The organism is Photobacterium sp. 1_MG-2023 (assembly GCF_030547945.1).
Classification (GTDB): domain Bacteria; phylum Pseudomonadota; class Gammaproteobacteria; order Enterobacterales; family Vibrionaceae; genus Photobacterium.
The window spans coordinates 22,443-35,075 of record NZ_JAUORR010000027.1; the positions used below are offsets into that span (position 1 = coordinate 22,443).

General features: G+C 54.2%; 10 protein-coding genes. 5 read left to right on the forward strand and 5 right to left on the reverse strand.

All coding sequences use genetic code 11. The features are described from left to right. Window positions 1-103: 103 nt before the first annotated feature. The 3 genes from Q4579_RS18755 (at window position 104) to Q4579_RS18765 (ending at window position 4,649) form a co-directional block, all read left to right on the forward strand. Window positions 104-3,241, forward strand: a complete 3,138-nt coding sequence (locus Q4579_RS18755) for an ABC transporter substrate binding protein (RefSeq protein ID WP_303566252.1) — start codon at window positions 104-106, stop codon at window positions 3,239-3,241. A 150-nt stretch (window positions 3,242-3,391) separates the two neighbouring features. After that, window positions 3,392-4,162, forward strand: coding sequence for a class I SAM-dependent methyltransferase (locus tag Q4579_RS18760; RefSeq protein ID WP_303566253.1), 771 nt, complete (start codon window positions 3,392-3,394; stop codon window positions 4,160-4,162). 43 nt (window positions 4,163-4,205) lie between these two features. Further along, window positions 4,206-4,649: a hypothetical protein gene (locus tag Q4579_RS18765; RefSeq protein ID WP_303566254.1), complete on the forward strand. Its 444-nt coding sequence runs from the start codon at window positions 4,206-4,208 to the stop codon at window positions 4,647-4,649. Between the two features lie 359 nt (window positions 4,650-5,008). On the opposite strand, the gene Q4579_RS18770 is transcribed toward Q4579_RS18765, so the two are convergent. The 4 genes from Q4579_RS18770 to hemC are packed head-to-tail and all read right to left on the reverse strand — an operon-like array spanning window position 5,009 to window position 9,054. Continuing rightward, window positions 5,009-6,196 (reverse strand): heme biosynthesis HemY N-terminal domain-containing protein, encoded by a 1,188-nt coding sequence (locus Q4579_RS18770; RefSeq protein WP_303566256.1) that lies wholly within the window; start codon window positions 6,194-6,196, stop codon window positions 5,009-5,011. After that, window positions 6,193-7,365: a uroporphyrinogen-III C-methyltransferase gene (locus tag Q4579_RS18775; RefSeq protein ID WP_303566257.1), complete on the reverse strand. Its 1,173-nt coding sequence runs from the start codon at window positions 7,363-7,365 to the stop codon at window positions 6,193-6,195. The genes Q4579_RS18770 and Q4579_RS18775 overlap by 4 nt, the downstream gene beginning before the upstream one ends. A 4-nt stretch (window positions 7,366-7,369) precedes the next feature. Next, window positions 7,370-8,122 (reverse strand): uroporphyrinogen-III synthase, encoded by a 753-nt coding sequence (locus Q4579_RS18780; protein WP_303566258.1) that lies wholly within the window; start codon window positions 8,120-8,122, stop codon window positions 7,370-7,372. Further along, window positions 8,119-9,054, reverse strand: a complete 936-nt coding sequence (gene hemC / locus Q4579_RS18785; RefSeq protein WP_303566259.1) for a hydroxymethylbilane synthase — start codon at window positions 9,052-9,054, stop codon at window positions 8,119-8,121. Before hemC ends, Q4579_RS18780 begins: the two co-directional genes overlap by 4 nt. Window positions 9,055-9,455: 401 nt before the next feature. Here hemC and Q4579_RS18790 point away from each other — a divergent pair, with 401 nt between their 5' ends. Continuing rightward, a complete protein-coding gene (locus Q4579_RS18790) occupies window positions 9,456-12,047 on the forward strand; it encodes a class I adenylate cyclase (RefSeq protein WP_303566260.1) in 2,592 nt (863 codons plus the stop codon). A gap of 54 nt (window positions 12,048-12,101) precedes the next feature. On the opposite strand, the gene cyaY is transcribed toward Q4579_RS18790, so the two are convergent. Further along, on the reverse strand, window positions 12,102-12,413 hold the full coding sequence (gene cyaY / locus Q4579_RS18795) for an iron donor protein CyaY (protein ID WP_211646632.1): 312 nt from the start codon (window positions 12,411-12,413) through the stop codon (window positions 12,102-12,104). A 76-nt stretch (window positions 12,414-12,489) separates the two neighbouring features. Between cyaY and Q4579_RS18800 the strand changes: the two genes are divergently transcribed. Then, window positions 12,490-12,606 (forward strand): lipoprotein, encoded by a 117-nt coding sequence (locus Q4579_RS18800; protein WP_303566261.1) that lies wholly within the window; start codon window positions 12,490-12,492, stop codon window positions 12,604-12,606. Window positions 12,607-12,633 lie beyond the last annotated feature (27 nt).

Below are 12,633 nucleotides of genomic sequence, written 5' to 3' on the forward strand. Positions count from 1 at the left end.
GGTAGTTCGCAACTCCTGCATCTTATACTGGCTTGGCGTCTGACGCACGGTTTAGGATGAGCGAATCACCGGACCACAGAATCAAGGATATCACTGTCACTTCATGCGTTTAGTACTCTTGCTGCTGGTACTTCTAATGCCCAGGCTGGCGCTGGCCGAGGCGAATGTGCTGGTGATTCATTCCTATCATCAGGGCATGCGCTGGACGGATGCCCAGCAGGCAGGCCTGAGTGATGCCGTGCGTGCCAGTCAGATCCATCTGCAGATAGACTACATGGACAGCAAGCGTTACCAGTCGCCCTGGTATCTGCACCAACTGGTGGATCTCTATAAAGCCAAACTGGGGAATGAAAACTTCGATGCCATTGTCGTAACCGATGACAATGCGCTCTGGCTGGTGAATCAACTGGCCGCCTATATTGGAGAGACACCGGTACTGATGTCCGGGGTGAACCAATACCGACCCGAGAAGCATTCAAATCTGTCGCGGGTGGGCGGCATTTTCGAAGCCAATGACGTCTCAGCAAATATTAATCTGGTTCAGACCATACAACCGGATGTTCAGCATTTCTACTTCATTTCAGACCATACCACCACGGGCCGGGAAATCTGGCAGGATACGCAGGATTATCTCAGTCAGCACCCGGAGCTGCCGTACACTTTACTGAGTCCGCAGACTTTTACGGAGTTGTTCGACAGTGTCAGTCAGTTACCACCGAAGTCAGCCATTGTTTTTCTGAGCTATTTTATGGATGGGAACGGCACGTATTTATCCAGCCGTGAAGTGATGAAACACCTGAGCAACCGTGCCAATGCGCCGGTGTATGCCTCTTATCGTTTTCTGCTCGACAGCGGTGCGCTGGGGGGCGTGGTGAGCCGGGGCTATGATCAGGGGCTGATGCTGGGACAGTTACTCAAACAGGTGCTGAACGGTGCCGTATCGGAGTTTCCCGCATTTCTGACCAGCCCGCGTCAGGTGATGTTCAATTATCCGGCGCTCAAGCGCTGGAAAGTTCAGGTGGATCAGTCGCAGGTGCTCCTGGTGAATCAGCCGGTGAGCTGGCTTGAACGGTATTCTGGGCATGTGCGGCTGATCAGCATGGTGCTGGCAGCAATGCTGGTCGTTATCATGCTGCTGATCGTGATCATTCGCCGGTTGCGACGCAGTGAACGCAAACTGACGCAAAGCCGGACCCTATTTGAAGGCGTGTTTGATCAGAGCTTTCAGTTTATTGCCATTCTGAATCAGGGCGGGCAACTGAAATCGGCCAACCTGGCGATGCAGGATCTGCTGGGCCGCTCGGTGATTAAATATGATTGCCCGTTTTGGGAGTGGGGATGCTGGGAGCGAGCCAGTACGCAGCAGCTCAGACAGTCTTTCCTTTCCGCCAGTCATACACAACTGGTCCGGTTCGAAACCGGGATCAACAGCAGTGAAGACGGTGTCCGGATTCTGGATATCTCGATTAAACCCCTGCCACAGACCGAAGGGGAAGAATGCCAGCTGCTGCTGGAAGCCCGGGATGTGACGGCCCGTCATCATATGGAAGAAAAACTCCGGGAACGGGAAATCAGCTACCGATTGCTGTACGAACAGCAGCCCGTGATATTACTGGCAATTAACCAGCATGGCCGGATCCAGTCAGTCAATCAGTTTGCCACAGAGCTTCTGGGCTACAGCAAACGTGAAATGCTGGGCCATAAAGTGACAGACTTCTATCTGGACGATGTGGAAATTCCGCAGCATTTCATTTCGACCCATCAGGGCAAAGAAGAGCAAAGCGTCTGGCGGCGTCAGCTGCGTTATACCTGCGCCAGTGGCAAGGCTGTCTGGATCCGGGAAACCATTCGTTCGTCGTTATCCCAGCATCAGTTGTTGCTGGTGGGGGAAGACATCACCAGTACCCGGGAACTGGAAGCTAAGCTGGAATATCAGGCGAATCATGATTATCTGACCAATCTGTTTAACCGCAGCTATTTTGAACGCCAGCTGGATACTTCGCTCAATGAAGCGCGGGAGAAAAGTGCCCGCCATGCAATGTTGTATCTGGATCTGGATCAGTTCAAAGTCATCAACGATACCGCCGGGCATGAAGCCGGAGACGAGGCACTGAAGCAGGTGGCCTGGTTACTGCGGGGGATCATGCCGCACAAAGCAACGCTGGCCCGCTTAGGCGGAGATGAATTTGCCATTATTCTGAATCACTGCGAAGTGGAAGGTGCCTTGCGTCTGGGGGCCGAAATTCTGCACTTGCTGGAAGAAAGCGAATTCTACTGGCAAAACACGCGCTTCAGTCTCAGTGCTTCCATTGGGATCCGGTTGATTGATGATACGGCAGGTTCGCCCCAGCAGGTCCATGCTCAGGCGGATACGGCCTGTTATGCCGCCAAAGATGAAGGCCGGAACCGGCTGCATCTCTACCGTCCGGATGATGAAGAACTGCAACGGCGGGAGCGGGAAATGGCTTATGTCAGTCATATCCGCCGGGCACTGGATGAGCAGCGATTCGAGCTGTATGCCCAGACGATTGCCCCGCTGGCTTCCCGGGCGAAGGGCCATCACTATGAAGTACTGCTGCGCATGCGCAGCAGTGACGGTGCGATGATCCCACCGGGGCTCTTTATGCCTGCGGCAGAGCGTTATAATCTGGCACACCTGATTGACCGCTACGTGGTCAATGCGGTGCTCGACTGGCTTGAAGTGCATCCCGAAGCCGTTGCTCCGCTTCAGCTTTGCTCGGTCAATCTTTCCGGTCAGTCGATGGGCAATCCCGACTTTGTAGATTTCCTGCTCACCCGGATTGGTCGCTCCAGTATCCCGGCCAGTAAGCTGTGTCTGGAAATTACTGAAACGGCGGCCATCGGAAATATGAGTGAAGCCATTGAGCTGTTCACCCAGTTAAAATCCCTCGGATGCATGATTTCGCTGGATGATTTCGGTGCCGGATTGTCATCGTTTGGTTATCTGAAGCGATTACCGGTCGATCTGATTAAAATTGACGGCATGTTTGTGCGTGATATCGCCGATGATGAGGTTGATATGGCGATGGTGACGGCTATCAATGATCTGGCGAAGAAGATGGGGAAACAAACGGTCGCCGAGTTTGTTGAAAACGATGCCATTCTCAGCCGGTTGGAGCAGTTAGGGGTTGATTATGCGCAGGGTTACCGGTTTGGCAAACCGATGCCTTTACCCGCATTGGTGGCGCATCTGAATCAGACGACTGCTGACATCTGGTAAGCGGGTATCGCCCCTTTCGGTGATCGGCGGGCTGAGTGCGCTTCTCAAAAAGTCATCCATTTCATGATGCCGATTGCTATAATCCGCCGCTGTGTTTGAATCTTCTCTGTCCGGCAGTGGCCGGGCGGAAGTCCTCTTGCGGAGAAAGCTGTGCGAATCACCTTCATTTGCGATCAACCCGAACGTCAGCCTGAACTGGATGCACTGGCTGCACGCTGGGGGCTGGTACCCGATCCGGACGCTCTGTTTGCGCTGCAACTAACACACGAACGGCTGGCGCTGCTCAAACGAGATGAGCCGAAGTTAGGGGCGGTGTATGTCGATCTGGCCGGGGGCGCTGCGTCCCATCGCCGTAAGTTTGGCGGTGGACGCGGGCAGGCGATTGCGAAAGCTGTCGGTTTGAAAAGCGGCGCCATGCCCCGGGTGCTGGATGCAACAGCCGGTTTGGGCCGTGATGCTTTTGTGCTGGCCTCACTGGGGTGTAGCGTGCAAATGGTGGAGCGGCATCCTGTGGTTGCTGCGTTGCTGGAAGACGGATTACGCCGTGCAAAGACCGATGCCGAGATTGGCCATTGGGTCAGTGAGCGGATGACGCTGTTGCATGCCACCAGTCAGGATGCGTTGACACAGCTGGCGGATGATCCGGATTATCTCGCGCCAGACGTGGTCTATCTGGACCCGATGTTTCCACACAAAAAGAAGTCGGCGCTGGTCAAAAAAGAAATGCGGGTTTTTCAGAGTCTGGTTGGTGCGGATACCGATGCTGATCTACTCTTGACGCCAGCGCTGGCACTGGCGACCAAACGTGTGGTGGTGAAACGGCCGGACTACGCGCCCTGGCTGGATGGCCAGCAACCGTCCACGGTTATTGAAACCAAGAAAAACCGGTTTGATGTGTATGTCAAAGCGGCGATGAAATAAGGTCGCCTGTCGAGCAATCGGCTGCCTTGAGGGAGAGGGAGTGATGTCAAAATCATTATGTAAATACCGCCGTGCAGAGATCAGTGACAAAGCGGCTGCGATCGGAGCGCTGGTCAGCCAGCCCCGCTTCCTGTGCCGCAGTTGTGCTCGCGTTTCCAATACCAAAGGGGCTTTGTGTAAGCCGATGGGGTTGCCGGGCGTCACGGTACCATCAAATCTTGCATCTCCGGCAGTGCCTGAGGTGGGTGAAAGCCTGGAGAGCGGCGCGGTGCGTCTGTCCTCCGGATGGCTGAGCATGTCTGTCAAAGTTCGCAAGCTGGATAAGAAACTGAGAAAGCTCTCGAAGAAAAAGCGTCAATACGAGAAGAAAATCGAGAAGTATCAGAAGAAGTCCGGCAAGTACCAGAAAAAGGCGGCGAAATATCAGAAGAAAGCTGACAAGGCACATCAGCGGTTCGACAAGCTGATCTATCAGGCCAGTGCCTGACATTCGTTCAGTCTGCCTGAAAACAAGAAAGCCTCCGTATGGAGGCTTTTTTACAGGGGATCAAATGATTCTCAGGATTCTTTGATCAGCACAGCAGTCAGCAGGCAAGTGATTACCGCAACAACAATGCCAGAAACAATTAACCAAGGGAGCATAGCCTTACTTCCATCTATTCGAGCTAAAAGAGGCCACATTGAATATTTTTTAAATACTTCCATCAATAGGAAATATATAAGCTGAAATGGCTATTAACAGATGGAAACAAAAGCGAATTAAATCTCGTTAATGCTTTGTTAAATAGAATAAAAAAGCACCAATAATGGTGCTTTTTACATTTGGTAACAGATGTTTCTGAAAGCTTAGATTTTCGGCGGTAATGCCAGCGCCAGGCCTTCCCGGGAGAGGCGGTTTGCGGCGGCCTTATCGTTCAGCTTCTCCAGCACCTCGACCAGATAGCTGTAGTCTGCCACCGACGGGTGCAGCTCAATTGCTTTTTCCAGATGAGTCCGGGCTTCTTTATATTTCCCGTCCCGCAGGTAGAGCTGCCCCAGCGCACTGTGTGTCGTCGCGTTGCTGCTGTCGTAACGCAGTAAATCTGTCAGAGTCACGATGGCCGGATGGTTGTCGGTCAGCTTCAGCGTGGGCATCAGTCGTACCAGATCCGGGTCAATTTTCTTACGCAGCGCTTCGCGCAGTACGGTGTAGGCTTCACTGTCGGCATTCCGGGCACACATTTCATGGACGAAACAGGTGACCAGCACCGGGTTTTGCTTAGCCTTGCGATTCAGGCTGTTCCAGTGGCCCATCAGACCGTCGCTGCCACTGTGCTGGCTGATCTGAGCCATCAGGCCGCATTCGGCTTTCACAGTCAGGGCATCCGTCTGTTCTTCGGTCAGGCTGCCATATTTTTTCAGCGCGGGCAGCAGACCCAGCAGTGCTGGCCAGTCTTCCAGCGCGACATAGCATTGTTTCAGCAGTTCCAGCAGCAGCGGGTTACGCGGATGGGCGCCTTTGACATCTTGCAGCGTCGCCACCGCTTCTTCATATTGGTGATGGCGGCACTGAAGACGGGCGCGGGTGAGGGCGACGGCCAGGCTTTCGCTGTCCAGCTCAGCAGCCAGACGCAGATATTCATCCCGCTGGTGGAACTGGCCTTGTCCCTGCGCTGCTTCTGCGGCAGCCAGATAGTTCAGCAGCGGTGTTTCACTGTGAGTCGCCGATTTAACGACAAGCTTTTCTGCCTGTTTCCAGTCGCCTTCCAGCACTTTAACCAGACCGTTGGAGGTCAGCTGGCGGGCTTTGCGGGTTTTCCGGCCGGAGAAAAAGCCACGGGTGACACTGCTCAGCGACAGCAGCCACTTGATCAGATTTTCCAGCAAGAAAAACAGCCCGAACAGGACCACAACCAGCAGCAGCAGGGTCGTCAGGCTCATTTCCAGGGTCTGATTCGCAGCGGAAATCAGTACGTATCCCTGATTTCCGGCCAGCATCGGACCCACGATGATCCCAGCAATCAGGGCTGCGACCAGCAACAAAAGTTTAATCATGCCGGATCCTCCTCACCCTTGATGGGTGCCACTTGCTGGCGCACGCGCTGGTTGATGAGTTCCGACAGCATGGACGGCGATTCCAGCGATTTTGGATAGCTGACTTCAATTTGCTGCTGTCCAAGTTCATCTAAGGTCTTAATGAAGTTCTGGGTTTTCGGATCGTCCGTTTTGTAGAACTGGCCGGCCCAGTCTTTCGCCTTGGCGAGAGATTGGGTGTAAAGCTCGCCCTGTTCACGGAAGACGGCACGAATGGCAGTTTCCAGCTTCGACTTGATGTTTTCCTGCAGGTAGAAGTTCTGATCCGGCGAGAGCAGTGGAATCACATTGCCGTCGCGCTTGCGATAGGTGACGAAATGGCCGCTGAACTGTTTGAGCGAGGTCATCAGGTTGGATTTCCAGTCGGAAATCGACTCGCTGACTTGCGCCTGTTGCGGTTCATCAAGTGATTCCGGCACGATGGCATTGGCCAGTGGCAGGGCATCCACCTGAGCCTGCAGGCTGGTCAGACGCAAAGCCAGACCGTCACGATCAATCCGGGCAATCGACTTCAGCATTGTAATGTCATTGCTCAGGGCGCTGCGCAGATCGGTCAGGCTCGGGTCTCCGAGCTGGGCGATACGGCTGTCCGCGGATTGCAGCAGCAGGGTGGCACTGGTCAGATCATGTTCCAGCGAGAGTTTGCGTTCGGCCATGCGGGTCAGATAGTCCGCTTCCGCCAGCAGCCAGTCGTTCGGACGACGGCCTTTGAGTTCAGACAACGCCGTTTGCAGGGCATCCACATCGTTAGCCTGCTGTTCCAGCGCGGTCGACGTGGTGGCCAGTTGTTCTGTCACGCTGGTTTTGACGGACGCTTCGCTTTGGGCCAGCGCCGTTTTCATGTCGCTCAGTTGCTGTTGCAGGGTGGCGAGCTGGGCCTGTTGCGCCTGATTTTGCTGGTGGCCGTGATAGTACAATCCCGCGCCCAGCAGAATCACCAGTGCAATCGCGACGATGCCGGTTTTGCTGCCGCCAGATTTGGCAGGCGTCTGCTTGGCCGGCTCTTGGGCAGTACGGCCAGTTGATTTCGGCTGGTTGTCGGCAGTTTTCGGCGTGTCCTTTGCCTTCTCAGCGGCATCAGACTGGTTGCCTGCCTTAGGGTGATCGTTATTGGTCTTCTTCTCAGTCATCCGTTTATCCCGTTATGCCTGTTGTACTTAGGGCAGTAAGCAATGCAGCATTACTGGCACTGCCTACCATGGTTACGTGGCGAAAGCCGATGTCCCTGGCTTCTGTTTCAATACGCTCACTGGGCACCAGCAACCGACAACCATAGAGCCAGTCACGGGCCTGAACCGGCATGAGCCGGACCAGATACGCCAGTTGCTGGCCGCTGGTGACAACCAGTGTGTCGACGCCTTGTTGCTGCCATTCGGGGTACAGTGTGTCACCCTTGAGTGCCAGCCAGTGTCGTGCATAGGTTTCACAATAGGAGACGCTGGCCTGTCGTTCGACCAGCGTCTCGAAAATCAGTTCACGGCCGCCGTTGCCGCGCAGAATCAACACGTTGTGCTGTGCAGGCTGTGCCAGTTCTGGCAGGGCTAGCAAACCTTCGCTGTCTTCCCGCTGTGGTGCTGACACTGACTGGCCGCAGGCTTGGGCAAAGACGTCGGCCGTCTGCTGGCCCACGGCAAGATAATGCACGCCTGTTGGCCAAGGAATGTGTTGTTCTGTCAGATAAGTATGCGCCATTTTTACCGCATGAGTGCTGACAGCAATCACACAGTCTCCTTCTTGCAACGCAGCAAGTTGATCACCCAGTTGCGGCAGGCCGCTGCCCGGTGCGATGGTCAGCAGGGGTTGCACCAGCGATGCAATGCCCTGTTCGGCCAGTGCGGACGCCAGCGCATCACCTTTAGGGGCTGGCCGGGTGATCAGAACCGTCATTCGGCTTCGTCGTACAGTCGGGTCAGAATGTCACGGGCGCCGCGGGCCAGCAGTTCTTCTGCCAGCTGCGTGCCCAGCGCTTCGGCATCGGCAATCGGGCCGCGAATTTCACCGGCAACAATCTGGGTGCCATCCGGTTCGCCAACCAGAGCACGCAACCAGACCTGATCGCCTTCCAGTTCTGCATAGCTGCCAATCGGCACCTGACAGCCACCTTCCAGACGATTGTTCATTGCTCGTTCACACAGAACGCGGGTGGTGGTGGTCTCATCGCTGAGGACATCCAGCAGGGCACGAATGCGGGTATCGTCCAGACGGCATTCGATGCCCACGGCACCCTGGCCGACGGCAGGCAGACTGACTTCAGGTTCGAGCGCGCAGCGAATGCGATCGTCCATTTTCAGACGTTTCAGACCCGCGCAGGCCAGAACGATAGCGTCATACTCGCCGTCATCGAGCTTACGCAGACGGGTGGCAACGTTGCCGCGCAGTGTTTTGATCTGTAAATCCGGGCGGCGGGCCAGCAATTGGCACTGACGGCGCAGGCTGGAGGTGCCGACGATTGCACCCTGGGGTAATTCATCGACATGGGCATAGTGGTTGGAGACAAAAGCGTCCCGTGGATCTTCACGCTCACAGATGGTGACCAGGCCTAAACCTTCCGGGAACTCGACGGGCACATCTTTCATGGAATGCACCGCGATATCAGCCCGGTTTTCCAGCATGGCCTGCTCCAGTTCTTTGACGAACAAGCCTTTGCCGCCCACTTTAGCCAGTGGGGTGTCCAGAATGATGTCACCTTTGGTGACCATAGGAACCAGTTCCACCACGATTCCCGGGTGCGCTGATTCCAGTGCCGCTTTAACATACTCGGCCTGCCACAGTGCGAGCGGGCTTTTACGGGTGGCGATCCGGATAGGCTTCTCAGTCATAAATAGGAGTCCATCTAATTGCTTTAAATATGGTTTATTTCCACTAATCGTACCACTCCGGCACAGGGAAGGTAATGTCGATGTTGTGCCTAGTGCGGTGAAGCGCTTTTGTCCTGTTCTGTGACATCACAATCGCGATCTAGATCACATTAATGTGTGTGATCTGGCTTCCAAAGTCTGGGGTGCTGGCGATTTTTTCTCATTGTACTATTTTGAGGTCATATTGAACGGACTTGTCCATCCAGTGCCGCCTGCGCAGTTTGCATAAACCATACAGACTTTACGGATAGCCTTAAAACTGTTAGATTGATCACGTTTTTGCTCACGAATGGCGCGCCGATTGCTCGAAGAATGACAAGATTCGGGCCGCGCTGGATGCTGGTAGCTCTTGGAAGAGTAATTTGCAAAATTATATTAATTCGTTAATTGGCAGGCTGGATAAACATAACCAGCGTCGGGTCGAGCGTGCCCGGCTTGCCATGAATGCACAGTCCGAACAGGTGTTCAGCCTGTTGCCTGTGCTATTGCATGTGAATCATCCGGATTTACCTGGCTACCAGAATGCCGAGGTACCTCAAGGCATTTCTGCTTATCTCCCTTCCGATCGCCAGATGTCTCTGGCCTGTGAATACTTTAATCTTGATCGCACCGCACTGGCGGGTGATGACGAAAAGACTGTCGGTGATATCCTGGGCCTGTATGCCATGGGCAGTACCTCGTCGCTGGGTCAGAGCCTGACCAGTGATCTGGATATCTGGGTTTGTATCCGCACCCGGATGCCGCTTGAAGAGCGTGAAGCGCTGCTCAACAAGTGTAAGGCCGTTTCGGCCTGGGCCATGTCCTATGGTGTCGAAGCCAACTTTTTTCTGATCGATGACAACCGCTTCCGCCACAATCGCTCAGAGGCTCTGAGCGGCGATAACTGCGGCTCCAGTCAGCATCTGTTGCTGTTAGACGAATTTTACCGTTCGGCGGTGCATCTCGCCGGGCAACGTTTCCTGTGGTATCTGGTGCCGCCGGAAATGGAAGAATGCTACGACGAATACGTGGCTTATCTGGCGGAAGATGGCTATATCAACCGGGATGAGTGGATTGATTTCGGCGGCCTGTGCCGCATTCCGGCGGAAGAGTATTTCGGCTCCAGCTTGTGGCATCTGTATAAAAGCATCGATTCACCTTACAAATCGGTTCTGAAAGCGATCCTGCTTGAGGCCTATTCCTGTGAGTACCCGCATACGCAGCTGTTGAGTGTGGACGGCAAACGCCGCTTCTTCTCGGAACAGTCGACCCATTATGCGATGGATGCCTACTACCTGATGCTGGAGAAGGTGACCCGCTATCTGGAGCGGATTCATGACCATCGTCGTCTGGATCTGGTGCGTCGCTGCTTTTATCTCAAAACTCATGAGAAACTGACCCGTGAACCCGGCGTGGGTTCCGTGGTATGGCGTCGGGAAGTGCTGACTGAACTGACAGCAGAGTGGCAGTGGTCGCCGGAAGTTATTGCAGAACTGGATAATCGCCGGAACTGGAAAGTCGAGCAGGTGAAACGGGCGCACAATGAGCTGCTTGATGCCCTGATGCTCAGTTACCGGAATCTGATCCTGTTTGCCCGCCGTAACGATATTACCTCGTCTATCAGTCCGGAAGACATCAGTATTCTGGCCCGGAAACTCTATGCCGCTTTTGAGGTCCTGCCGGGCAAAGTGACTTTGCTGAACCCGCAGATTTCGCCGGACTTGCATGAGTCTGATCTGACGTTGATTCAGGTGCCGGCCGGCCGGACCAATACCGCAGGCTGGTATCTGTATAAGCAGCCGCTGGATCCGTTTGCGATTCTCGGCCAGCCGTCGCTGGAACATAACCGCTATCTCAGCAAATTAGTGGCCTGGGCGTATTTCAACGGCCTGCTGACCGAAACCACCAACCTGCATGCGGTGGTCCGGGATTCGTCGATGGATATCGACAAGCTGTATCAGCTGGTCAGTGATATTCGCAATACCTTTTCGATTCGCCGTCCGAAGCCGAGTCTGGATGCGTTATCCAGCCCGTGTGAAATCCGCCAGCTGGGAATTTTCATCAACCTTGAGCAGGATCCGACGGAAGAGTTGAAGAGCCGTGCGGTGAAGTTCGACTTTAAAAATACCGATATTTTCAGTTTCGGTCCGGAGCAGGCTTGCCTGGTGGGCAGTGTGGATCTGGTGTACCGGAACTCGTGGAACGAAGTGCGGACGCTGAACTTCAAGGGCGAGAATGCCATGATGGATGCCCTGAAGACGATTCTCAGCAAGATGCATCAGGATGCCATTCCGCCGGAGTCTGTGGACGTGTTCTGTTACAGCAAACATATGCGCGGGATGATCCGGAACCTGGTATATCAGCTGGTGGCCGAATGTATCGAAATGCGCCTGATGCCGGTCGAGCTGCAGGAGAAGCAACGTCGCTTCAAAGCCATTCGTATCGGCAGCCAGACTCATGGCCTGTTCTTTGAGCGTCGCGGTGTCTCGGTACAGAAGCTGGAAAACTCTGTCGACTTCTATCGCTGTATTTCCAGTAATAAACTGCTGGGCAGTGCCAGCGTGGTGGTGGGCAAAACCGATGAGCCGCATCCGCCGTCGATTGTCGATGCTTATGCCAGCGAAGGGTTAATTCAGTTTTTCTTTGAAGACTGCGAGAACGATGGATTCAATATCTATATTCTCGATGAAACCAACCGGATTGAAGTCTACCGTCAGTGCAGCGGCAATATGGACGAAATGGTCCATGGCGTGAACCGCTTTTATACGTCGGCACAGGACAGATTCAGCTACAGCTCGAACTTTATCAACTTCAACCTGCCGCAGTTTTACCATATTGTGTACAGCGTGGAAGGCGAATGTCAGGTGCTGCCTTACAAGAGTGGCTATCAGGCCGAACGGCGGATGGCGGCAGACAACGACAGCTCGATGTCTGAATCCGGCTCCGGTAACGGCGGCCATCTGAGTTTATCCTGAGGCAGTCCCGCAGCCTCAAACCGGCGCGTCTCTGACTGGACGCGCCGCCAGTCTTTACCAGTCGACTTTCTCTTCAGCGTGCAGGGAGCACTCACGTTTGATCAGAGAAATCAGCTCTTCACCACTCCGGGTGCAGTGCCAGATCCCTTCCTGATACTTAAAGTGATAACCACCTGATTTTGAAGCCACCCAGATTTCGTGCAGCGGCTCCTGGCGGTTGATGACGATCTGGCTGCGGTTTTCAAACTCCAGCGTCAACACATTGCCTGTCGTTTCATATTCAATATCGGCACCAGACTGGTCGATGCCTTCTTCGATGTGCATCAGTACCTGATCGGCCAGTTTATGAAATTCAGTATCGTTCATCCTGTTCGTCCTATTGCTTTTCCGAGTGTGGGTGCGATTATAGAGGGCATTGCAATCATTATCACTGGCTTTCAAAATGCGTAAAGGTTTCATCGCAACAATTATCCTGACCATACTGACGCTGACTGGCTGCGGCCAGAGCGGCCCGCTGTACATGCCCGCGGATCAGCAGAATAACGAACAAACCGAATAATCGCTGCCACAACAGGGAAGAGACGAC